22 protein-coding genes, 1 tRNA gene and 1 riboswitch are annotated in these 21284 nt (G+C 68.8%); of the genes, 8 read left to right on the top strand and 15 right to left on the bottom strand.

What is annotated here, in order from left to right; all coding sequences use genetic code 11:
• Both Q7S93_RS18360 and Q7S93_RS18355 read right to left on the bottom strand, forming a co-directional pair.
• The coding region (locus Q7S93_RS18360) for a phosphomethylpyrimidine synthase ThiC (RefSeq protein ID WP_304716201.1) at positions 1–855 on the bottom strand (855 nt) is incomplete at its 3' end.
• A gap of 40 nt (positions 856–895) precedes the next feature.
• Entirely contained in the window at positions 896–1303 is a 408-nt protein-coding gene (locus Q7S93_RS18355; RefSeq protein ID WP_304716200.1) for a hypothetical protein, read from the bottom strand.
• Positions 1299–1406: riboswitch (TPP riboswitch) on the bottom strand. (Overlaps the previous gene by 5 nt.)
• A 126-nt stretch (positions 1407–1532) precedes the next feature.
• Here Q7S93_RS18355 and Q7S93_RS18350 point away from each other — a divergent pair.
• Complete coding sequence (locus Q7S93_RS18350; protein WP_304716198.1) at positions 1533–1979, top strand: DUF6491 family protein; 447 nt, start codon at positions 1533–1535, stop codon at positions 1977–1979.
• Here the strand turns inward: Q7S93_RS18350 and Q7S93_RS18345 are convergent.
• Positions 1967–3568 carry a tetratricopeptide repeat-containing sulfotransferase family protein gene (locus tag Q7S93_RS18345; RefSeq protein ID WP_304716195.1) on the bottom strand — a complete coding sequence of 534 codons (1602 nt, stop codon included), beginning with the start codon at positions 3566–3568 and terminating at the stop codon, positions 1967–1969. The genes Q7S93_RS18350 and Q7S93_RS18345 overlap by 13 nt on opposite strands.
• A gap of 138 nt (positions 3569–3706) precedes the next feature.
• Here Q7S93_RS18345 and Q7S93_RS18340 point away from each other — a divergent pair, with 138 nt between their 5' ends.
• The 4 genes from Q7S93_RS18340 (at position 3707) to Q7S93_RS18325 (ending at position 8401) form a co-directional block, all read left to right on the top strand.
• A complete protein-coding gene (locus tag Q7S93_RS18340) occupies positions 3707–6121 on the top strand; it encodes a TonB-dependent receptor (protein ID WP_304716192.1) in 2415 nt (804 codons plus the stop codon).
• Positions 6122–6237: 116 nt separating this feature from the next.
• Positions 6238–6633: an MAPEG family protein gene (locus Q7S93_RS18335; RefSeq protein ID WP_304716188.1), complete on the top strand. Its 396-nt coding sequence runs from the start codon at positions 6238–6240 to the stop codon at positions 6631–6633.
• A gap of 77 nt (positions 6634–6710) precedes the next feature.
• Positions 6711–7715, top strand: coding sequence for a D-cysteine desulfhydrase (locus Q7S93_RS18330; RefSeq protein WP_304716185.1), 1005 nt, complete (start codon positions 6711–6713; stop codon positions 7713–7715).
• On the top strand, positions 7712–8401 hold the full coding sequence (locus Q7S93_RS18325) for an aspartate/glutamate racemase family protein (RefSeq protein ID WP_304716184.1): 690 nt from the start codon (positions 7712–7714) through the stop codon (positions 8399–8401). The genes Q7S93_RS18330 and Q7S93_RS18325 overlap by 4 nt, the downstream gene beginning before the upstream one ends.
• A 5-nt stretch (positions 8402–8406) precedes the next feature.
• Here Q7S93_RS18325 and ypfJ read toward each other — a convergent pair whose 3' ends face one another.
• The 5 genes from ypfJ to Q7S93_RS18300 all read right to left on the bottom strand — a co-directional run bounded on the left by ypfJ (position 8407) and on the right by Q7S93_RS18300 (position 12537).
• Positions 8407–9255 (bottom strand): KPN_02809 family neutral zinc metallopeptidase, encoded by an 849-nt coding sequence (gene ypfJ, locus Q7S93_RS18320; RefSeq protein ID WP_304716181.1) that lies wholly within the window; start codon positions 9253–9255, stop codon positions 8407–8409.
• 166 nt (positions 9256–9421) lie between these two features.
• A complete protein-coding gene (locus Q7S93_RS18315; protein WP_304716177.1) occupies positions 9422–9790 on the bottom strand; it encodes a hypothetical protein in 369 nt (122 codons plus the stop codon).
• Between the two features lie 59 nt (positions 9791–9849).
• Positions 9850–10419, bottom strand: coding sequence for a tetratricopeptide repeat protein (locus Q7S93_RS18310; RefSeq protein ID WP_304716173.1), 570 nt, complete (start codon positions 10417–10419; stop codon positions 9850–9852).
• Between the two features lie 136 nt (positions 10420–10555).
• Positions 10556–11524, bottom strand: a complete 969-nt coding sequence (locus Q7S93_RS18305) for a DMT family transporter (protein ID WP_304716170.1) — start codon at positions 11522–11524, stop codon at positions 10556–10558.
• Between the two features lie 47 nt (positions 11525–11571).
• Entirely contained in the window at positions 11572–12537 is a 966-nt protein-coding gene (locus tag Q7S93_RS18300) for a hypothetical protein (protein ID WP_304716167.1), read from the bottom strand.
• A gap of 216 nt (positions 12538–12753) precedes the next feature.
• Here Q7S93_RS18300 and Q7S93_RS18295 point away from each other — a divergent pair, with 216 nt between their 5' ends.
• The gene (locus Q7S93_RS18295; RefSeq protein WP_304716165.1) at positions 12754–14172 is read left to right on the top strand and encodes an SLC13 family permease; all 1419 of its coding nucleotides are present in this window, start codon (positions 12754–12756) and stop codon (positions 14170–14172) included.
• A 21-nt stretch (positions 14173–14193) separates the two neighbouring features.
• Here the strand turns inward: Q7S93_RS18295 and Q7S93_RS18290 are convergent.
• Positions 14194–14278, bottom strand: a tRNA-Leu gene (locus Q7S93_RS18290).
• Positions 14279–14455: 177 nt separating this feature from the next.
• Between Q7S93_RS18290 and Q7S93_RS18285 the strand changes: the two genes are divergently transcribed.
• Positions 14456–14785, top strand: coding sequence for a FeoA family protein (locus Q7S93_RS18285; RefSeq protein ID WP_304716164.1), 330 nt, complete (start codon positions 14456–14458; stop codon positions 14783–14785).
• Entirely contained in the window at positions 14782–16659 is a 1878-nt protein-coding gene (gene feoB, locus Q7S93_RS18280; RefSeq protein WP_304716158.1) for a ferrous iron transporter B, read from the top strand. Before Q7S93_RS18285 ends, feoB begins: the two co-directional genes overlap by 4 nt.
• Here the strand turns inward: feoB and Q7S93_RS18275 are convergent.
• The 6 genes from Q7S93_RS18275 to hppD form a co-directional block, all read right to left on the bottom strand.
• On the bottom strand, positions 16656–17150 hold the full coding sequence (locus tag Q7S93_RS18275; RefSeq protein WP_304716154.1) for a MarR family winged helix-turn-helix transcriptional regulator: 495 nt from the start codon (positions 17148–17150) through the stop codon (positions 16656–16658). The two genes, feoB and Q7S93_RS18275, sit on opposite strands and share 4 nt — an antisense overlap.
• Positions 17147–18154, bottom strand: coding sequence for a fumarylacetoacetate hydrolase family protein (locus Q7S93_RS18270; protein WP_304716147.1), 1008 nt, complete (start codon positions 18152–18154; stop codon positions 17147–17149). The genes Q7S93_RS18275 and Q7S93_RS18270 overlap by 4 nt, the downstream gene beginning before the upstream one ends.
• Positions 18155–18178: 24 nt before the next feature.
• Positions 18179–18454, bottom strand: coding sequence for a hypothetical protein (locus Q7S93_RS18265; protein WP_300578535.1), 276 nt, complete (start codon positions 18452–18454; stop codon positions 18179–18181).
• A complete protein-coding gene (locus Q7S93_RS18260; RefSeq protein ID WP_304716142.1) occupies positions 18451–19584 on the bottom strand; it encodes a homogentisate 1,2-dioxygenase in 1134 nt (377 codons plus the stop codon). Before Q7S93_RS18260 ends, Q7S93_RS18265 begins: the two co-directional genes overlap by 4 nt.
• Entirely contained in the window at positions 19584–20621 is a 1038-nt protein-coding gene (locus tag Q7S93_RS18255) for an isoaspartyl peptidase/L-asparaginase family protein (protein ID WP_304716139.1), read from the bottom strand. Before Q7S93_RS18255 ends, Q7S93_RS18260 begins: the two co-directional genes overlap by 1 nt.
• 12 nt (positions 20622–20633) lie before the next feature.
• A partial coding sequence (gene hppD / locus Q7S93_RS18250; protein WP_304716138.1) for a 4-hydroxyphenylpyruvate dioxygenase occupies positions 20634–21284 on the bottom strand: 651 nt, incomplete at its 5' end.

Below are 21284 nucleotides of genomic sequence, written 5' to 3'. Positions count from 1 at the left end.
GACGCCGTTCACCTTCTCCAGGGCCTGGTAGATGGGCACGGTGCCGATGGGCACGGGGCTGTTGCGGATGATCCAGTCGCGGATGTTGTGGATGTTGCGGCCGGTGGACAGGTCCATGACCGTGTCGGCGCCCCAGCGGATGGCCCAGACCATCTTGTCCACCTCGTCGGCGACGGTGGAGAGCACCGCCGAATTGCCGATATTGGCGTTGATCTTGACCAGGAAGTTCCGGCCGATGGCCATCGGCTCCAGCTCGGTGTGGTTGATATTGGCCGGGATGATCGCCCGGCCGCGGGCGATCTCGTCGCGGACGAATTCCGGGGTCACCAGGTCGGGGATGGAGGCGCCGAAATCCTCGCCGTCGCGGATGAAGGCCTCGCCCTCCTTGCGGCGGAGGTTTTCGCGGATGGCCACATACTCCATCTCCGGCGTGACGATGCCGCGGCGGGCATAGTCCATCTGGGTGACGCTGGCGCCGGGCCGAGCCCGATAGACCCGCCGGGGCTGGCTGAATTCCGGCGCGAGGTGGGCGCCGCGGGCGAAGCCATTGTCCTCCGGCTTGACGTTGCGCGGCTCGGCGACGATCTCGACATCGCCGCGGGAGACCACCCAGGGCTCGCGGGTGCGGGGCAGGCCCTTGTCGATGTCGATGCTGGCGGTGGGGTCGGTATAGGGTCCCGACGGATCATAGAGGGTCACGGGGGGCTCGCCGGCGCTCTCATGAACGGCCACCTCGCGGAAGGGCACGCGGATGTCGGGCCAGAGCCGACCGGCCTCATAGACCTTCTTTGACCCCGGTCGTTCCCCGGTCGGGATGGCGTCGGCGTCGAGGGTTGGCGTCAGCGGCTTGTTCATGGGCGAGCCTTGCGGAAGAGCATCAAGAGGTGGGAGCGGCCTAGCCGGCCGCGCGGCGATAGCCGACCAAGGTCAGCCAGACCCCGACGCCGACGGCGGCGAGGCCTGCGGCCACCACCAGGGGCGTGGAGGCGATGACATTGTCGGCGAGGTCGAAGATGACGCTGGGGGCGAAGATCAGAAACGCGCCCCGCAGGGTCAGGAGCCAGATGGTCACGCTGAGCGCGATCTCGGCCGGCGTGCGCCAGCGCTGATGGACCGCCATCAGGGCCAGCCCCGCCAGGATCAGCATCATGCCGGTGACGAAGGTCAGGGCCGGGTCGCCCTGGAAGCCTTCGATGAGGATCAGGAGATCGTCACGGCGCAGCACTGCCGCCGCACCGGCGACAGCCAGGAAAGGCCCGAGAATCCGGGCGGTCAGTCGTGTCGAATCCAAGACCCGCGCCATGGCGCTCTCCCTTCCCTTCGCCGGCATGACCCGGATCAGGTTCTACGGGTCGCGGGCTCACCCGCCTCTCAGCCGCCCAAGCGCGGCCCCCCGAGGACGAACCCAACTCTAGTCGCGACGTGGCGTCGCGCCAAGGGGCTGGGCGAACGCCCCGGTTTGGCCGCAATGGCTCGCAAAACCGGTATGGAACATCGCAGGCGGCCGTAGGTTGTGGGTGCTAGGAGCTATCATGATCATGAAACTGAACTTCGCAGCGCCGATCGGCGCCCTCGCCGCCCTGACTCTCGCAGGCTGTGCGGCCGGCACGCCGGGTCAGCAGGCGGCCTCAGGGCCAGGCGTCATGACGTCGGCCACGGCGCCCAACAGCGAGCGCGCCTGCTTCCGGATCAGCGGCATTCGCGGCCAGAAGATCGTCGACCGCAGCACGGTGCTGTTCCGCACCAGCGTGGGGCCGCAGGACGTATTCCGCATGGACATGCGCAACGCCTGCCTGAGCACGGCGAGCTCAGATCCCCTGGTGCTGATCCCCTCGGGCGGATCGGACATCGTCTGCGACCGCATGGACCTGGACATCAAGGTGTCCACCCCGATCGGCGCCACGCCCTGCCTGATCCAGCAGGTGCGCAAGCTGAACGCCGCCGAGGTCGCCGCCCTGCCGAACGATCAGCGCCCCTGATCCTCGATCTGGATCCCGGCCGCCTCCAGGGCTGAGCGGAGGGGCGCAAGGCCCGGCCCGTACTTGCGCCACCGGCCGATGGAGCTGGCGTAGATCGGGCTGCGCACCTGCACCGAACTCGCCGTCGCCACAGGCGCCGCGTTCTCGTGGAAGGCCAGGCAGCGGGGGTCGAAGTCCAGGCCGCAGAAGTCGAGGATGCGCCGGGTCTCCCCCTCCTGGTCGGCCACCAGGTCCTCATAGGCGAGCTCGGTGAACCGATCGGCCGGCAGGACCGCGCGCCAGTGGGCCGCCAGCCGGTCGAAGCCCGCATAGTAGGCGCCGGTGTCGGCCAGGTCATAGGCGTAGTCGTAATAGGAAAAGCCGGTCGCAAAGAGCTGCCGGAAGTTCGACAGGCCCGCGTCCATGGGATGACGCCGCAGGCAGATGATCCGCGCCTGTGGCAGGGCGCGATGGATCAGACCGGCATAGACGAAGTTCAGCGGCATCTTGTCGACGAACCGGCCCTCGCCCGCCACCAGCGGCGCCACGCTCTGCAGATAGGCCGCGCCGGCCTTTTGCAGGTCGATCTCACATGCGGCCTCCAGGGTCGTCTCATCCAGCACGAAGGCGCCGGGCGAGCCGGTCATCCGCTTGAGGATCAGGCCGAAATTGGTCAACTCGCCGGCCGAGGTCACCCGCGGATGGCTGGACAGGATGCGGTCTGCCAGGGTGGTGCCGGTTCGGGGCAGGCCGACGATGAAGATCGGCCGGTCGGAGGGATCGCCTGCAGCCACGTCGCCGGCCCCGAAGGTCGCCTTGGCCGCGGCGAAGAGATCGGCGTCGGCCCGGCGGTCATAGCCGACCTGCCGGCGCTTGGCGGACTTGGCCTTGATCAGCCAGTCCAGCGCGACCTGATGCTCGCCCAGATCCTCGTAGGTCTTGGCCAGGGCGTGGCCCAGGTGCAGGCGCCGGTCGGCGTCCTGCCCGGCGGCGGCGAACTGGGTCTCCAGTTGCGGGATGAAGTTGGCCTCGGGCGTCTGACGGCGCAGCTGCACCCGGGACGACCAGGCCCGGTGCAGGCTGGGGTCTAGGGCGAGCGCCTGGGCGTAGGCCGCCTCGGCGCCCTCGAAGTCGCCGGAGAACTGGCGCGAGGCCGCCAGGTTATAGGCGAAGCTGGCGTTGCGCGGTTCCCGAGCGGCGGCCGTCTCGAAGAAGCCGATGGCGCGCTCATGCAGGCCGGCCCGGCTGTAGACCACGCCGAGGGTGTCGAGGGTCAGGGCGTCGGCCGGGCCGCGACCGGCGGCGACCTGGGCCTGGGTCAGGGCCTCGGCCCGGCGATTAAGGGCGATCAGGCAGCGGGCCAGCTGGGCCGGCGCCCGGGGGTCGTCGAGGTCGAGGGCCGCCGCGCGGCCGAACAGTTCGGCGGCCTTGCCGGGATTGTCGTGATCAGCCGCCAGGACGCCCAGCAGGAACCAGGCGCCCGCCGCGTCGGGATCGACGGACAGGGCCTCCATGCACAGGGCGTGAGCCGGCTCATAGGCCTTTTCGGCCATCAGACGCTCGGCCCGGGCGAGGCGCTGCGCATGGGTCTCGGAAGGCTGTGCGGTCATGGGGCGCCGTCAAACCAGTGCATACGCGCTCATATTTTCGTCATACTGAATAATTGCGTTCTGCGGTGCAACAACACCCTTGAGACCCCGTCCCGGCCATCCCCAGCCTGCCTGTCAGCAAAGCCGAGGGGAAGAACCATGCGTCTCAACCTGTCTCCGCGTACAGCCCTGCTGACCTCGATCAGCGCGCTCGCCGTCACCGTCGCCACGCCCGCCGTCGTCTCCGCCCAGGCCGTCGAGGTCGAGGAACTGATCATCACCGCCACCCGGCGAAACTCCACAGTCCAGGACGCTCCGATCAACATCGCCGCCGTCGGCGCGGTGGAGATGCAGAAGCAGGGCCTGACCGACCTCTCCGACGTGGCCAAGTGGGTGCCCGGCATCCACATCGTCGACCAGGGGTCGCGCTCGGATAACCGGATCATCGTCCGCGGGCTCAACGCCGACCCCTTGGGTTCGGACGAAGGCGTGACCGCCGGCGGCGGCACGGTGGCCACCTATGTGGGCGAAATCCCGCTCTATGTGGACCTGAAGACCAACGACCTGGAGCGGGTAGAAATCCTGCTGGGTCCGCAGGGCACCCTCTATGGCGCCGGCACCCTGGGCGGCGCGATCCGCTACATTCCCAACAAGCCGAGCTTCGCCGCCCCGATGATGGAGGTTCGCGCCGACACCTATCAGTACAGCGAGGCCGCCTCCCTCTCCACCGACCTCGGCGTCACCTTCAATGCGCCGATCACCGACACCTTCGCCCTGCGCGCCTCGTTTGACCGCCTCTATGACAGCGGCTTCATCGACTACAATTTCCTGGTTCAGCAGCCGGGCATCTCCGACCCCGACCCCGACTTCAGCGACCCGACGGCGGTGTCTCAGAACCTGAGACACGAGAAGGATGCGAACTACGAGCAGGTCACCTCGGGCCGGCTGGCGGCGCGCTGGGCGCCCACCGACTGGCTGGACAGCACGCTGACCTATCACTTCCAGGAAAAGGATGTCGGCGCCCGCCAGATCAGCCATCGCCGCAGCACGCTGGCGACCGGAGACTATGAGGCGGCGAGCCGTGTTCTGGAGCCCAACAAGCGCTGGAACGAGCTTCTGGCTCTCGAAGTCACCGCCGACCTGGGCTTCGCCCAGTTGACCTCATCCACCGGCAAGTCGCGCTACACCGAGCGCGGCCAGCGCGACCAGACCGACCTGCTGATCAGCCTGGAGTACAGCTACGAGGCCTTTCCGACCTTCACCGCCTACACCCAGGAGGAGGCGGGCCAGCAGGTGCTGAGCCAGGAGGTGCGGCTGGTGTCGGACCATGAGGGGCCGTTCAGCTGGATCCTCGGCGGCTTCTACTACGAACTCGACTCCAATTCCTCGAGCAAGGAGTTCACGCCGGGCTACGCCGAATGGCTGGGCGGCGAGCGGCCCGACGCCCTGGAATACTATAACGTCAACCTCAACGACCTGAAGGAGCAGGCCATCTATGGGGAGGTCTCCTACGAGATCACGCCGGCCTGGCAGGTGACGGTCGGCGCACGGCGCTATTCCTATGAGCTGGAGACCTTCCAGGCTGTCGATTTCCCGCTGCTCAACAGCGTGTTCTTCGGCGCGGCGCCCGACGAGATCACCCTCGCCTTCGAGCCCGGCGGTCAGGAGGACGACGGCTGGCTCTACAAGTTCAACACCTCCTACCAGTTCACCGACGACATCCTCGGCTATCTGACGGTCAGCGAAGGCTACCGGATCGGCAATTCCAATGGCGTCGGTCCCTGCCCTGATCCGCTGCCCACGAACCAGATCAGCTGCGCCCTGCCCAACGAACTGGCCTATCAGCCTGACAAGACCCTGAACTATGAGGTCGGCCTGAAGACCCAGCTGTTCAACGATCGCCTGACCCTGAACGGCTCGGCCTATTTCATCGAATGGAGCGATCCGCAGGTCTCCTCCGCGACGGAGAACGGCCTGATCCCCATCACCAAGAACGGCGCGGCGGCCGAGTCCAAGGGGATGGAGATCAACTTCATCGGCCAGGTCACTGGCGACCTGACCGTCCGCGGGAGCTATTCCTACAACACCTCTGAGCTCACCGAGGTCACGCCGAACCTGGTGCCGCGCTATAATCCCCCCGGCTTCCAAGGCACCATCACCTATGAGGATGGCATGCCGGGCGACCGTCTGCCCGGTTCGCCGGAGCACCAGGGCAGCCTGTTCATCGACTATGAGCGGCCGCTGGCCAATGGCATGGACTTCGGCGTCAACTATGGCGTCACGGCGCTCGGCGACGTGCTGACCCGCACCGGCGGCCGGGCCGAGAGCCTGACGCTGGACGGCTATCAGGTCCACAACGCCGCGGTGTCGCTGAGCACCGACGTCTGGACCGCCACCCTCTATGTGAAGAACCTGTTCAACGAGTTCGCCGAGACCGGCGCGCGGGCCACCAGCCAGTACAACCAGCCGGTCTTCGACGGGGACGGCGACCGCGTCTATGTGCGCAGCTACTACACCTATGTCCTGCCGCCCCGGGCGATCGGGGTGCGCTTCACCCGCAGGTTCGGGGGCTGATCGCACGGAAACGCCATGGAGGCTGACGCTGGGTCGTCCTTGACGGCGGCCCGCCCGTGAGCGTCCCCTGGGCCGAAGGACCGCAGCCTGCGGCCCGCAAGCCTGGGGGACGTCACTTGACCATCGAACTCGTCATGCTGGCCTGGACACTGGTCCTGGCCTTTGTTCAGATCCTGCTCTTCGACATGGCCCGCACCTCGCAATACGGGCTGAAGTGGAACACCGGCGCCCGGGACGAGGAGATGCCGCCCCTCAACCCCCGCGCCAACCGGCTGCAGCGGGCCCAGGCCAATCTGTTCGAGACCCTGCCCCTGTTCATCGGCGCGGTGCTGATCGTCCACGTGACCGGCCGGGCCTCCGAGCTGACCGCCATCGGGGCGCAGGTCTATTTCTGGGCCCGGGTGGCCTATGTGCCGCTCTACGCCTTCGGGGTCCGTGGCATCCGTTCGCTCGCCTGGCTGGTCAGCATCGTCGGACTGGGTCTGGTGGCCGCCCCGATCCTGATCCCCTGACCACCGACACCGGCTGGGCGCAGACGCGCGGGGAGGCGCGTGCTAGGGCAAGTTTCAGTTCATCGAGGAGCCCGATCATGCACCTGGCCCGTTTTCCCCGCGCCCGTTTCGCCCATCTGCCGACCCCGCTGGAAGGCGCGCCCCGCCTGGGCGAGGCGCTGGGGGGCCTCAGCCTGTTCATCAAGCGCGACGACGCCACGGGCCTGGCCGGCGGCGGCAACAAGACGCGCAAGCTGGAATTCCTGGTCGGCGAGGCTCGCGCCCGCGGCGCCGACACCCTGGTCACCCAGGGCGCCATCCAGTCCAACCACGTCCGCCAGACGGCCGCGGCGGCCGCGCGGATGGGCATGGCCTGCGAGATCATCCTGGAGGCCCGCACCGGCTCGGAGGCCGTCGACTACAACGGCTCGGGCAATGTCCTGCTCGACCGCCTGCTGGGCGCCCAGATCCGCACCGTGCCCGGCGGCAGCGACATGAACGCCGCCCTGGAGGAAACCGCCCAGGCGGTGCGCGACCGCGGCGGCCGGCCCTATGTGATCCCCGGCGGCGGCTCCAACGCCGTCGGCGCGCTCGGCTATGCCGACTGCGCCCGGGAACTGGTGGTCCAGGCCGACGCCATGGGCCTGAAGATCGACCGCATCGTCACCGCCACCGGCAGCGCCGGCACCCAGGCCGGCCTCGTGGCGGGCCTGGCGGTGATCGGCGCCGACATCCCGGTGCTCGGGATCGGCGTCCGCGCGCCCCAGGCGATGCAGGAGGGCAATGTGTTCAAGCTGGCCCAGGAGACCTGCGCCCTGCTGGGCCAGGAGGGCCGGGTGACCCGCGAGATGGTGGCCGCCAATTGCGACTATGTGGGCGCGGGCTATGGCCTGATCGACCAGGCGGTGATCGACGCCCTGAAGCTGGCGGCCCGCACCGAGGCCCTGATCCTCGACCCGGTCTATAGCGGCAAGGCGATGAAGGGGCTGATCGACCTCTGCGCCAAGGGCGCCTTCAAGGGCGAGACCGTCGTCTTCCTGCACACCGGCGGCGCCCAGGGCCTGTTCGGCTATCAGAGCGAACTGGAAGGCAGGCTGGCATGAGCCTGATCCTCGGGGTTCTGGGGGGCATGGGACCGGCCGCCACCCTGGACTTTCTCGGCAGGCTGCAGGCCTACACTCCGGCCGAGCGGGACCAGGACCATATCCGCGTGCTCATGGACCTGAACCCGCAGGTTCCCGACCGCAACGTGGCCGGCGCCGGGGCCGGGCCGGTGCTGGCCGAGATGGCCGGGGCCCTGGCCGGCGGCGGCGCCGAGGTGCTGGCCATGCCCTGCAACACCGCCCACGCCCATGCCGATCTGATCGCCCGCGCCAGCGGCCTGCCCCTGATCGACATGATCGGGGGCGCCGCCAAGGCCGCCGCCGACACCGGCGCGCACCGGGTAGGCGTGCTTGGCACCAAGGGCGCCCTGAAACTCTATCGGGAGTATCTCGCCGCCCGGGGCCTGGGCCTGGTGACCCTGGCCGGCGAGCGGCAGGAGGCCTTCATGGCCCTCCTCTACCGCATCAAGGGTGGAGACCTGTCGCCCCGCGTCCGGGCCGAGATGGCCAGCATGGCGGGCGAACTGGTGGCCGAGGGCGCCGAGACCCTGATCGCCGGCTGCACCGAGGCGCCCCTGGTGCTCTCACCGGACGACGTCCAGGTCCCCTTCCTCGACGCCGGCGACCTGCTGGCGAGGCGCTGCGTGGACGTCTGTCTTGAGCTTGAGCCGCCGCCGCCGATCTGAGCGGGTCAGAGTCGGGCGGCGCTGAAGGTGTCGCAGGCGTTGGGGTCGCCGGTCTGGGCCCCGGTCCTGAACCAGGCCATCCGCTGGGCGCTGGAGCCATGGGTGAAGGCGTCGGGCACGACGCGGCCCTGGCTCTGCTTCTGCAGGGTGTCGTCGCCGATGGCCGAGGCCGCGGCCAGGCCCTGCGCAATATCGTCCGGCCCCAGGGCCACGGCCCCGCCGGAGGCGCGTTCGGCCCGGGCGGCCCAGACGCCGGCATAGCAGTCGGCCTGCAGCTCCAGGCGCACCGCCCCGCTCTCGGCGCCCTGCGCGCCTAAGCGCTGGGCCTTGTCCATCTGGCCCGTGAGGTTCTGGACGTGATGGGCGATCTCGTGGGCGATCACATAGGCCCGCGCCGCCTCGCCCTCGGCCCCGAAGCGGTTCTCCAGCTCATCCCAGAAGGACAGGTCCAGATAGACCATTCGGTCGGCCGGGCAATAGAAGGGACCCATGGCCGCCTGCCCCGTCCCGCAGCGGGTGTTGGTCGACTGCTCGTAGAGCACCACCGCGGCCGGGGGCTCATAGGTCTGGCCGGCCTGGGCGAAGACCTCGGTCCAGACCTCGGCGGTGGAGGTTTCGATCACATCGACGAACTGGCCAGCCTCGTCGTCCGGCGCGCCGCGCACGCCGGAACTGGCCCCCGCCGGCTCACCGGCCCCATTGACGACGCTCAGCGTGGTGGTGGGATCGATGCCGAAGACGAAATAGCCGATCAGCGCCAGGACGACGCCGCCCACCCCCAGGCCGCCGGCCACCGGACCCATGCCCCGGCGATCGCTGATGTTCCCCGAACGCCGTCCGCCCCGCCAACGCATGTGGTCGTCTCCGAATTCGTCTTAGAGCCTGATGCGATCGACCCGAACCGTCTGATCGCATCAGGCTCTAAACTCTAAGTCCTGAGCGCGTTTTGTCCCGATAACCGGTTCCCACTTATCGGAAGGCGCTCTGAGGCGCGACCATGACCTGATCGCAGGGCGACGCCTACTTTGAACCGTCCAGGATCGCCTTCACCCGCGCATTGGAGGCGTCCAGGCGGGCGTCGGGCGTGGTGGGCAGGTCGAGGGCGGGCTGTTCGGCGACGTCCCCGGCCGGCCGCGGCTGGATCGAAGGGACAGCCGGCGGCTGGCGCTGGGCGCGCAGGGCGCCCAACGCCTGTTCCGTCTGGACCTGGGCGCTCAGGGCGTTGAACTCGTTCTCCAGCGCCACGGACCGCTGGCGCTCCATCTGCTGCTGGGCCTGAAGAACACCCAGCTGATGGTCATAATAGGCGTTCTGGGCGGCGGCGGGCGCCGCGACCATCAGGGCGAGGCCCAAGAAACCCGAGCGGGTGGCGAAAGTCACAGGGCGCATGGAGGAAGGCTCCGTTGAGGCTCAGGAACCTCAACGCGCCACAGGCCCTGCGGCTCCGCTCAGTTCGCCTGCGCCCGGGTGGTGACGGTGAAGCGGGCCAACTGCTCGGCGGGCGCCGTCCAAGCCGGCGCCAGTTCCACCGCCTTCTGGTAGTCGAAATAGGCGGACTTGGCGTCTTCCAGGCCCTCATGGGCCAGGGCGCGGTTGTAATAGGCCTTGGCCGGCTCTTCGACACCAAGCTCGAGGCCCCGGTTGATCTCGACAATGCTGTCGGCGTAGCGCTCCTGGCCGATATAGGCCGCGCCCCGGTTCACATAGGCTTCGCCCAAATCCGGCTTCATCTTCACCGCCAGGTCGAAGTCCTTGACCGCGCCCACATAGGCGGTGCGTCGCAGACGCAGGACGCCGCGGTTTACGTAGGTACCGGCCCGGTCGCGGGAATTGAGGAACTCGGTCTCCAGAGCGACGTCGCAAAACGCCTCGAACTTCTCGTCGGACTCCCCGTTGACGGCGGCGCTGGAGCAGGCCTCGGCCATGCCGCCGCCGATGACCGTCACCGCCCCTTGGGCCGCGCCGGCGCAGAAGGTCAGGGCGGTCGCAGCCGCCAGACATGAAAGTCCACGGCGCATGGCGGGACCTCCCTCAATGAAATTCGCCGACCCAGCGCCGACGAGGTCCGTAGAGTCTTCCCATATCGATGTTCCGTCAATGCGGGCGACCTCGGCGCTGGCGCAACTTGTCGTGTAGAATCAACTTCCGGAAGACTTAGGGTCGTGGTTCGCGACGGCGAATGGTCTCGCGATAGAGGATGTAGATCCCGCTGGCGGCGACGACGCCGGCGCCCACCAGGGTCAGCGGGCGGGGAAGCTCGTCCCAGACGAGGAAGGCGAACAGGCTGGCCCAGACCAGCTGGGTGTAGTCGAAGGGCGCCACGACGGCGACCGGCGCCACGCGGATCGCTTCGGTGAGCAGCAGCTGGCCCACACCGCCCAGCAGGCCCATGACCGCCAACAGGGCGAAGGTCTCCCGATCGGGCATGATCCAGCCGAAGGGCAGACTGGCCAGGCCCGCCACGGCGCCGGCCAGGGTGAAGTAGAAGACGATCCGCGGCCCCGGCTCGGTCATGCTGATCTGACGGATGGTGATCATGGCGCCGGCCGAGCCCACGGCGCCGATCAGGGCGAAGATCACCCCGATATTGGCCATGTTGGCGGGGTCTGGTCGGATCATGATCAGCACGCCGACGAAGCCGACGGCGACGGCGGCCCAGCGGTGCGGCCCCACCGCCTCCTTCAGCAGCGGGACCGACAGGGCGGTCATGAACAGGGGCGCGGAGAACGACAGCGCCGTGGCCTCGGTGAGGGGCAGGTGCGACACGGCCACGAAGCCGCCGATCATGCCGGTCAACCCGACCATGGCCCGGGCCGCATGGGCGCCCGGGCGGCTGGTGCGCAGAACCCCGAACCCGCTGGTGCGCAGGATGTAGATGGCGATGGGGATGAAGGCGAAGGCGTTGCGGAAGAAAAGCGTCTCGAAGATCGGCACGCCGCGCTCCGACGCCACCTTAACCAGTCCAAACAGGCCCGCCATACAGGCCATGGCCGCCACACGGAGCATCACCCCCAGGCCGATCTTGGAAGCCGGGCGTTCGGGCGCGGGACGCGGGGGGGAGGCCATGGTCACGATGGACAGCCCATGGCCCCTGGCCACGGCGCCGTCAATCGCGCGCCTCAATCCTATCCTGGCCGCGGGGCCGGTCGCCCGCCACGGGCCGCCGACGGTCAGCCGAAGGTCACCCCCAGGCGCGCCATGGCGCTGAACACCCGCTGGATGTCCGACAGGTGTCCGGTCAGCACCTCGCGGGCCAGGCGGGTGTTGAACGCCTGGGCGGGGACAATGATTCCCTTGGGGGTCCGGACGCAGCGCTGGGTGCGGATCAGGACGTTCACATTGCGGCGGGTGGTCTCGAACGGCTGCTTCAGGGTGTTGGACAGGGCCAGGACGCTGATCGGCGCCAGCAGGTCGTCAGGCGGCGGCCGTCGGACCGACGCATAGCGCCGCGCCACCTCCAGGTTCTCGCGCAGCGGCTGGTAGTTCGCATCGAGGATGGCCAGAAGGATCATGCCTCGGCCGAAATCCGCGGTGGTGCGGGTCAGGCGTTCGGCGAACCGCAGGACGTACTCGGCGGTGAAGCGGGCGGCCAGCCGCTCCTGGGAGATCGGCGCGGTGATGCCTGGGACGGGCTTGGCGCCCCCCGTCAGATCAAAGTCGGGGGCGGCGGCGCGGACATCGGCGGCCAGGGCGCGCACCGTCTCCAGGCTGCGCCCCAGCGCCTGACGGTTGGCTTCGGTCTCAAGGGCGACGGCGGGGATATAGACCCCTCGGGTGGTCCGGCGGCAAAGGCCCCGGGCCTCAAGATCGGCCACTCGGCGCCGCGCGGCGTCATAGGGAATGCTGAAAGAGGCGGCCAGGGCCCCGACGCTGATCGGGCGGCGGATATCGTCCGGCGGGGGGTTGTCCACGCCAGCGTAGCGCAGGGCCAGGACGGGGTCACGGACGATATGCCGGACATTGGCCTCGATAATCGAGAGCGCCAGGACACCGCTCAGGGCGTCTCCGCCGCCGAAGTGCTCCAGGGTCGCCACCCCCTGGACGAAGTGGGGGATCGCGCACTGCAGGAGCAGCCGAGACAGGTCGTCGGACGCGACGTCTTGTGTCGTTCCGGCCGTATCGGAGATTTCGTCCATTTCGCCTCGTGAGGATCACGTCAGGGCGCCGCCAGCCTAGGGCGGCAGTCTAGCACGACGCCCACGAAGATCGCGCGCCGCCGCCCCCCCTGGCGTCACAGGTGCGGCATAGCCCATATTGGCGGCGTTTCAGGTCGCCAGACGTGTGGCCGAGCGGGGGGAACGCAAGTGGACGCTGGGGCGAGTGATGAGGCGGCGGGTCAGGCGCGCCGACGGTTGGCGGGGCTGATCCTTGGCCTCCTCGCCTTCGGGGCGATCCTGATGGCGCCGGACTTTGGCCCTGATCCCGCAGTGCGCCCCGTGGCGGCGGTCACCGTCCTGATGGCCATCCTCTGGATCACCGAGGCGGCGCCTCTGGTCGCCACCGCGCTGCTGCCGATCGTTCTGTTTCCGGCCCTGGGCGTCAGCGACATCCGCGAGGCCGCCGCCCCCTATGCCGATCCGGTGATCTTCCTGTTCCTGGGCGGCTTCGTCCTGGGGGCGGCCATGGAGCGGTGCGGCCTGCACAAGCGTGTGGGGCTGGGCTGCGCCGCCGCCGCCGGCGCCACGCCCCGTCGGCTGGTGGCCGGCATGCTGGGCGCCACCGCCCTGGTCTCCATGTGGGTCAGCAACTCCGCCGCCGCCGTCCTGATGATGCCGGTCGCCATGGCCGTCCTGGCCCTGGCCGAGGACCATGGCGGCCGCGAGGATCCTGTCTCCTATCGCAATCTCGGCGTCGCCCTGCTGCTGGCGGTGGCCTATGGCGCCAGTATCGGCGGGGTCGCCACCCTGATCGGCACCCCGCCCAATGCGCTACTGGCCGGCTATATGGCCCGGGAGCACGGGGTTGAGATCGGCTTCGGCCAGTGGATGATCGTCGGCGTGCCCGTAGCGCTGATCCTGCTGGGCGCCGCCTGGGTCGTGCTGACGCAGCTTAACCCCGTAAAGCTGGTCCTGCCCGAAGCTGGCGTGCTGTTCCGTGAGGAGCGGGCCAGACTCGGCCGGATGACCGGGCCGGAGAAGCGGGTCTCGGTCATCTTCGCCCTGGCGGCCGGGGCCTGGATCTTCCGCCCCCTGCTCACCCCCTTCGCCCCCTGGCTGACCGACACCGGGATCGCCATCGCCGCGGCCGTGGCCCTGGCCCTGATCCCCGCCGCCGGCGTCCGCAGCGAGCGGCTGGTCACCGACGCCGAACTCAAGCGCCTGCCCTGGGGCGTTCTCACCCTGTTCGGCGGAGGTCTGAGTCTGGCCGACGCCATATCCGGCAGCGGCCTGGCCACCTGGCTGGGCCAGCTGCTCGGGGTGCTGGGCGCCTGGCCCGTGGCGGCCCTGGTGGTCATGGTCACCTTGGCGATGATCTTCCTGACCGAACTGACCAGCAACACCGCCTCGGCCGCCACCTTCCTGCCGATCGGCGGCGCGCTGGCCCTGGCCATCGGCGTCGACCCGCTGCTGTTCGCCATTCCCCTGGCCCTGGCGGCGTCCTGCGCCTTCATGCTGCCCGTGGCGACGCCCCCCAACGCCATCGTCTATGGCGCCGGCCTGATCAGCATCGCGCAGATGAGCCGGACCGGCCTGTGGCTGAACCTCATGGGCGTGGTCGCCATCTCGGCCATCGCCCTGATCGCCGTGCCGCTGGTCTTTGGGGCAAGCTAACGGGCCATCACGCCCAAGGTCTGGTGCCCCCGGTCGGACTCGAACCGACACACCTTGCGGTACCGCATTTTGAGTGCGGCGCGTCTACCAATTCCACCACAGGGGCCCGCGGGTGGCGCAATCTAGCGGCGCCGGCCGTCGCGTCAATGTGGGCTGGAGGGCGGTGAATCGTCCTGACGGGGTGACAGGGCTTGCATCGCCGACGGGTCATCCGTAACTGATAATCGTTCGCAGACATGGCGCCCGCGCGCGCCATCCTTCGCCTCAGGCCCTGGAATTGCTTATGGACCACCTTACCCCTGTCTCGGCTCTGGCCGCCGATCCCAAGTCCGACCCTGGCGAGGTGCGGCTGAGCCAGGCGCGGCTGGGGGACCGTGGGGTCATCGCAAGCGTCCATGTGCGCCCCGATGTCGATCATCGCGGCCTCAGCGCCGACGAACTGGAGCGCCGCCTGCTGGAGCTGGGCTTTGTGGAGGGCGCCGTCCTCGAGGTCATCCATGAAGGCGCTATCGGCCGCGACCCGATCGCCGTGCGGCTGGACGACATGCGGGTGGCCCTGCGCCGCAAGGACGCCGTCGATATCGTCCTTCGCCTGACCGGAGACGCCCGATGAGCACGGCGAGCGCCCGCATCGCCCTGGTGGGCAACCCCAACTCCGGCAAGACCGCCCTGTTCAACGCCCTGACCGGCAGCCACCAGAAGGTGGCCAACTATGCCGGCGTGACGGTCGAGAAGAAGGAAGGGACCATCACCACCGCCAGCGGCCGCACCGTCACGGTGCTGGACCTGCCCGGCACCTATTCCCTGCGCGCGCGCAGCCCCGACGAGGCGGTGACGCGGGACGCGATCCTTGGCCAGCTCAAGGGCGAGACGCCCCCCGACGTGGTGGTCTGCGTGGCCGACGCCACCAATCTGCGCCTGGTGCTGCGGCTGATCCTGGAGCTTCGTCAGGTGGGCCGGCCGATGGTGCTGGCGCTCAATATGTTCGACATCGCCCAGCGCCAGGGCCTGCGCATCGACCTGGAGGGCCTGGCCCGCGACATCGGCGCCCCGATCGTCACCACCGTGGCCACCCGCAAGCGCGGCATCGAGGATCTGGTCGCCCAGATCGAGGCCAAGGTCGAGGCCCTGGCGAATTCGGGCGCGCTGGAAGCCGCCAATACCTGGCATGAGCCGAGCCCCGCCGAGATTCGGCAGGCGCACGCCGAAGCCCAGCGGCTGATGAAGGCCCATGTGCGGCCGGCTGAACGCCCCGACACCCTGACCGGCAGGATCGACGCCGTGCTGCTGCATCCCGTGGCCGGCCTCGCCATCCTGCTGGCCCTGCTGTTTGTCATGTTCCAGGCGGTGTTCGCCTGGGCCGGCCCGCTCATGGACGGGATCGAGGGCGGCATCGCCGCCCTGGGCGGCCTGGTGGCCGCTGTGCTGCCGGACGGCCTGCTGCAGAGCCTGATCGTCGATGGCCTGATCGCCGGCGTCGGCAGCGTGCTGGTCTTCCTGCCGCAGATCCTGATCCTGTTCCTGTTCATCATCCTCCTGGAAGACTTCGGCTATATGGCCCGGGCCGCCTTCCTGATGGACAAGATCATGGGCGGGGCCGGCCTGCACGGCCGCGCCTTCATCCCGCTGCTGTCGTCCTTCGCCTGCGCCATTCCCGGCGTCATGGCCACCCGAGTGATCGATTCCAAGCGCGATCGCCTGACCACCATCATGGTGGCGCCGCTGATGACCTGCTCGGCGCGGATTCCGGTCTACACCCTGATCATCGCCGCCTTCATTCCCAACCAGACGGTCTGGGGCTTCGCCAGCCTGCAAGGACTGGTGATGTTCGGGCTCTACGTCTCCGGCATCACCAGCGCGCTGGCCATCTCCTTCATCGCCCGGCGGCTCTTCTGGCGCGGCCAGGTGGAGCCCTTCCTGATGGAGCTGCCGACCTACAAGACCCCTGACCCCAAGAGCGTCCTGCGCAATCTGTGGCAGCGGGCGTCGATCTTCATGAACCGGGCCGGCCGCATCATCCTGCCGCTGATGGTGCTGATCTGGGTCCTGTCCACCTTCCCCTATCCGCCGGAAGGGGCCACGGGGCCGGCCATCGACTACAGCTTCGCCGGGCGCCTCGGCCACCTGATCCACCCCCTGTTCGCCCCGATCGGCTTCAACTGGCAGATGACCGTGGCCCTCATCCCCGGCATGGCCGCCCGGGAGGTCGCCGTCGGCGCGCTGGGCACCGTCTATGCGGTGGCCAACGCCGAGGAACAGGTCGGCACCCTGGCCGGCGCCCTCTCGGCCGACTGGTCCCTGGCCATGGGGCTGGCCTTCCTCACCTGGTACGTGTTCGCGCCGCAATGCGCCCCGACCCTGGCGGTGGTGAAGCGCGAGACCAACAGCTGGCTGTGGCCCACCGTGATGTTCGCCTACATGATCACCCTGGCCTATCTGGCGGCCATGGGCGTCTATCACGGGGCCGTGGCGCTGGGCTGGGGCTAAGCCGGACTCGACGTCTCGCCGGCCAGGACGCCGGCGGCGCCCTGAAGTCGCATCAGCAGTCGCTTGAGCAGGGCGACTTCGCTGGGATCGAGCCCTGAGATCAGGGCCGCCTCATAGGCCAGGGCCAGGGGCGCGATCTCGGCGTGCAGCCGCACGCCTTCGAGGCTGAGGGCCACCACGTGGGAGCGGCCGTCCCGATCGTTCTCCGTGCGTTCCAGCAGGTGGCGCTTGATCAGGCCCTGGGCCGCCCGGCTGACGGTGACCTTGTCCATGCCGGTGCGGCTGACCAGGGCGCTCTGGTTCATCGGCCCGTCCTCGGCCAGCACGCAGACCAGCCGCCATTGGGGGATGGTCAGGCCGAAGCGGTCCTCATAGGCCCGCGCGATCAGCCGGCTCACGGCGTTGGACGCCACCGACAGGCGATAGGGCAGATAGGCGTCCAGTTGCAGGCCGGCGGCGTCGGCCGGTTCTGGCCTGGTCTGTAGGGTCATGGAGCTTGAACTTCCTGTTCGATGGCGCCGAATATCGAGTGTCGGCGCCCATCGCGCATTTCAATCCGCACCGTGTCGCCGACCTTGAGGAAGGGCGTTCTGGCCTCTCCATGGGCCAGGGTCTCGATGGTCCGCACCTCGGCGAGGCAGGAATAGCCGACGCCGCCCTCGGCCACCGATTTTCCTGGACCGCCGTCAGGGCCGCGATTCGACACCGTTCCAGACCCGATGATCGTGCCGGCCCCCAGCGCCCGGGTTTTGGCCGCATAGGCGATCAGGGTCCCGAAGTCGAAGGTCATGTCGACGCCGGCGTCGGCGCAGCCCAGCACCTGGCCGTTCAGCTCCACCTCCATCGCGCCGTGCAGACGGCCGTCCCGCCAGGCTTCGCCGAGCGCATCGGGGGTGACCGCTACGGGCGAAAAGGCCGAGGCCGGCTTGGACTGGAAGAAGCCGAAGCTCTTGGCCAGCTCATCGGGGATCAGGTTGCGCAGGGAAACGTCATTGACCAGCAGCACCAGGCGCACATGGTTCAGCGCGTCGGCCGGGCTCACCCCTTGCGGGACATCGCCGGTGATCACCGCCACCTCGGCCTCGAGGTCGCAGCCCCAGGCCTCGTCGGCCAGCGGAATGGGATCGCGGGGTCCGAGAAATCCGTCCGAGCCGCCCTGATACATCAGCGGATCGATCCAGAAGCTCTGGGGCATCTCCGCGCCGCGGGCCCGGCGCACCAGGTCCACATGGTTCACATAGGCCGAGCCGTCGGCCCACTGATAGGCCCGCGGCAGGGGGCTGGCGGCGTCGTGCTCGTGGAAGCGGTCCTTCGGCACGCCCCCATGTTCGAGGCTCTCGGCCAGGGCCCGCAACATGGGCTCGCATCGGTCCCAGTCGTCGAGGGCGGCCTGCAGGGTCGGCGCCACGGTGGCCGCATCGGTGAACCAGGCCAGGTCGTTGGAGACCACCACGAGACGGCCGTCACGGCCGGACTTCAGCGAGGCGAGCTTCATCTTGGGGTCTCCGCTTTTGGGGGCTCAGGATTGTTCCTGGATCAAGGTCTGGACCAGTCGGACGCCGGCCTCGAAGGCCTTGGCTTCATAGACATGCACCTCCACGCGGATGTCGCCGCCCGGGGCGGCCTCCCACATGTAGTTGCGCTCGAAGCAGACCGGCCGGCCCTGGGGGCTGAAGCCTTCGAAGGTGTCGCCCCAGGGGGTGCAGGGCGCCAGCGCCCGCCAGCCGAGGTCGCAGGCCTGCACCAGCTCCTCCCGGGCCGCAGCCTCCAGGTCATCGTGAACGGCGGCGTTCATCGGACCTTCCAGCTATCGACATAGGCGGGGTTCTCCACCAGGCCGGCGGCCTCGCCCACCTCCAGCGGGTCGCGGGTGTCGATCATCACCGCATATTCGTCGGTGGCGGGTTTCGGCTGGGACAGCATGTTCTTCAGAGCCTTGGGATGCGGGCCATGGGTGAACCCGGAGGGATGAAACGTCATCATCCCCGCATCAATGCCGTCGCGGCTGAAGAAGTCCCCGGCATGGTAGAAGAGCACCTCGTCATAGTCGTCATTGTTGTGGAAGAATGGCACCTTGAGCGCGCCGGGATCGGTCTCGAAGGGCCGTGGCGCAAAGGTGCAGACCACGAAACGGTCGGCCAGGAAGGTGGTGTGGGCGCTGGGCGGCAGGTGGTAGCGATGACTGGCCACCGGCCGGATGTCGGCCACGTTCAGGCGCACCGGCGCCAGCTCCCCATGCCAGCCCACCGCGTCCAGGGGGTTGTAAGGATAGGTCACGGTCGAGATCTGGCCGCGCTTCTTGATGGCGACGGCGGTCTCGCCATCCTGGGCCTGATGGTCCCGGAACGCCTCGTCCATCACCGGCGTGTCCAGCAGGGCCGGGTCGAAGATGGCGTGCGGTCCCAGCAGACCCCTGTCGGGGAGGGTGAAGTGACCGTTGGTCGCCTGGATCATCAGGATGGCGCAGGGCTCGGCCGGCGCCAGGCGCCACATGGTCCCCCGCGGCAGGTAGAGATAGTCGCCGGCCGAAAAACCGATGCGGCCATAGTCGCAGAACAGGTCGCCCACCCCCTGGTGGACGAACAATAGCTGGTCGCCGTCGGCGTTGCGGACCAGGCCCGGCATGGGCTGATCCAGTTTCCAGAAGCGGATTTCGGTCGCGCCATTGTGCAGCACCACCGGGGCTTCCCAAGGCGAGGCCTGCGGTTGGTTCAGGCGGGCCAGGTCGAAGGCCCGCGGCCGCAGGGGGCCTTCGAAGCTCGTCCAGCCGGTGGGCGGCCGGGGGTGATGGAGGAAGGCGGCGGGGCCGAAGAAGCCCTCCTTGGAGATCTCGCGCTCATAGGTGCCGGCCGGCAGGTCGGCATGGGCCTGGCGCGAATGGACGCCTTGCGCGCCGCGCACGGGGATCCAGTTACGGGTCGCCATCAGGGCTCGTCCTTGTAGATCCCCACGCTCAGGGGTTCGCCGTCAGCCAACCGGGCGCGATACATGCCCGAGGTGTTGTAGCTCCAGGCCATCTGGCCGTCGGGCGCCACGGCGATCACGCCGCCGTCGCCGCCCAGGGCCGTCAGCTTCTGCTGGATCACCTCATCGGCGGCGGCCTGCAGGGAGAGGCCCCTGTGCTCCACCAGGGCGCAGACCTCGCGGGCCACGGTCAGGCGAATGAAATACTCGCCGGTCCCGGTGGCCGAGACCGCGCATGAGGCGTCCGAGGCGTAGTTGCCCGCCCCGATGATCGGACTGTCGCCCACCCGGCCCCACCGTTTTCCCGTGGTTCCGCCAGTCGATGTGCCGGCCGCCACATGACCCGCCTGGTCGAGCGCCACCACGCCGACCGTGCCGTACTTGCCCTCGTCATGGGCCAGGCCCGCGGCTGCGTCAGGGGCTGCGGCGCCCTCTGGCCGGGCGGGGATCGGCAGGTTGTTCTGCGTCAGGAACTGCTCCAGGGATCGCCAGCGGCGCTCGGTATAGAAGTAGGCGGGCTCCACCTGCTCCAGACCGGTCTCGTGGGAAAAGGTGTCGGCGCCGGCCCCCATCAGCATGACGTGGGGGGACTTTTCCATCACCGCCCGGGCGAGCGAGATCGGGTGGCGGGTGCGAGTGACGCCGGCCACCGCCCCGGCCTTCAGGGTCGCCCCGTCCATGATCGAGGCGTCCAGTTCGTTGCGGCCTTCCGCGGTGAAGACCGCCCCGCGCCCCGAATTGAACAGGGGATCATCCTCCAGCAGACCGATGGCCGTCTCGATGGCGTCCAGGGCCGAACCGCCGCCCGCCAGGACCTCGCCGCCGGCCTGGATCACCCGGGTCATGGCGGCGCGATAGGCGGCCTCCTGCTCGGGCGTCAGGTGGGCGCGCGCGATCACCCCGGCGCCCCCATGAACCACGATCGCCCATTTCGGCTGCGCCATCGCATTCCCCGCCATCAGGCTCGCCAGCACCAGCGCCAGACCGACTGTCCGCATGCTCAAACTTCCCTAGTCCTTCTTCGGCAGCACGCCCCGGCGGATCTGGTCGAGCTCGATGGACTCAAACAGCGCCTTGAAGTTTCCCTCGCCGAACCCTTCGTTGCCTTTGCGCTGGATCATCTCGAAGAAGATCGGCCCGACCATGTTCTCCGTGAAGATCTGCAGCAGCAGACCTTGGCCCTGCGTCGGGGCGCCGTCCACCAGGATACGGTCGGCTCGCAGGCGCTGCAGGTCCTCGCCGTGGCCAGGCACGCGGGCCTCGATCTGGTCGTAATAGGTCTCCGGCGTGTCCTGGAAACGGACGCCGCGCTGGCGCATGGTCTCGACGGCGGCGTAGATGTCGTCGGTTCCCAGCGCCAGGTGCTGGATGCCCTCGCCCTTGTAGTCCTTGAGGAACTCCTCGATCTGGGAGTGGTCGTCCCGGCTCTCGTTCAGCGGAATGCGGATCTTGCCACAGGGGCTGGTCATGGCCTTGGACAGGAGGCCGGTCTGGGCGCCTTCGATGTCGAAATAGCGGATCTCGCGGAAGTTGAAGATCCGCTCATAGAAGTCCGCCCACCGGGCCATGTTGCCGCGAAACACGTTGTGGGTCAGGTGATCGAGATAGGTCAGGCCGACCCCGCGTTCGGCCTCCAGTTCCGCCGCCCCGGGGATCGGGAC

The organism is Phenylobacterium sp., from assembly GCF_030646615.1.
Classification (GTDB): Bacteria; Pseudomonadota; Alphaproteobacteria; order Caulobacterales; family Caulobacteraceae; genus Phenylobacterium.
This window is presented reverse-complemented; position numbering and strand designations above follow the sequence as displayed.

What these genes read in the sequence shown, in the direction of transcription:
- Q7S93_RS18355 (WP_304716200.1), bottom strand. Translation starts at nt 1,303, where the DNA reads ATGGCGCGGGTCTTGGATTCGACACGACTGACCGCCCGGATTCTCGGG.
- Q7S93_RS18275 (WP_304716154.1), bottom strand. Translation starts at nt 17,150, where the DNA reads ATGACCCTACAGACCAGGCCAGAACCGGCCGACGCCGCCGGCCTGCAA.
- Q7S93_RS18325 (WP_304716184.1), top strand. Translation starts at nt 7,712, where the DNA reads ATGAGCCTGATCCTCGGGGTTCTGGGGGGCATGGGACCGGCCGCCACC.
- Q7S93_RS18340 (WP_304716192.1), top strand. Translation starts at nt 3,707, where the DNA reads ATGCGTCTCAACCTGTCTCCGCGTACAGCCCTGCTGACCTCGATCAGC.
- Q7S93_RS18350 (WP_304716198.1), top strand. Translation starts at nt 1,533, where the DNA reads ATGATCATGAAACTGAACTTCGCAGCGCCGATCGGCGCCCTCGCCGCC.
- feoB (WP_304716158.1), top strand. Translation starts at nt 14,782, where the DNA reads ATGAGCACGGCGAGCGCCCGCATCGCCCTGGTGGGCAACCCCAACTCC.
- Q7S93_RS18300 (WP_304716167.1), bottom strand. Translation starts at nt 12,537, where the DNA reads ATGGACGAAATCTCCGATACGGCCGGAACGACACAAGACGTCGCGTCC.
- ypfJ (WP_304716181.1), bottom strand. Translation starts at nt 9,255, where the DNA reads ATGCGTTGGCGGGGCGGACGGCGTTCGGGGAACATCAGCGATCGCCGG.
- Q7S93_RS18285 (WP_304716164.1), top strand. Translation starts at nt 14,456, where the DNA reads ATGGACCACCTTACCCCTGTCTCGGCTCTGGCCGCCGATCCCAAGTCC.
- Q7S93_RS18330 (WP_304716185.1), top strand. Translation starts at nt 6,711, where the DNA reads ATGCACCTGGCCCGTTTTCCCCGCGCCCGTTTCGCCCATCTGCCGACC.
- Q7S93_RS18315 (WP_304716177.1), bottom strand. Translation starts at nt 9,790, where the DNA reads ATGCGCCCTGTGACTTTCGCCACCCGCTCGGGTTTCTTGGGCCTCGCC.
- Q7S93_RS18255 (WP_304716139.1), bottom strand. Translation starts at nt 20,621, where the DNA reads ATGCGGACAGTCGGTCTGGCGCTGGTGCTGGCGAGCCTGATGGCGGGG.
- Q7S93_RS18345 (WP_304716195.1), bottom strand. Translation starts at nt 3,568, where the DNA reads ATGACCGCACAGCCTTCCGAGACCCATGCGCAGCGCCTCGCCCGGGCC.
- Q7S93_RS18310 (WP_304716173.1), bottom strand. Translation starts at nt 10,419, where the DNA reads ATGCGCCGTGGACTTTCATGTCTGGCGGCTGCGACCGCCCTGACCTTC.
- Q7S93_RS18260 (WP_304716142.1), bottom strand. Translation starts at nt 19,584, where the DNA reads ATGGCGACCCGTAACTGGATCCCCGTGCGCGGCGCGCAAGGCGTCCAT.
- Q7S93_RS18265 (WP_300578535.1), bottom strand. Translation starts at nt 18,454, where the DNA reads ATGAACGCCGCCGTTCACGATGACCTGGAGGCTGCGGCCCGGGAGGAG.
- Q7S93_RS18270 (WP_304716147.1), bottom strand. Translation starts at nt 18,154, where the DNA reads ATGAAGCTCGCCTCGCTGAAGTCCGGCCGTGACGGCCGTCTCGTGGTG.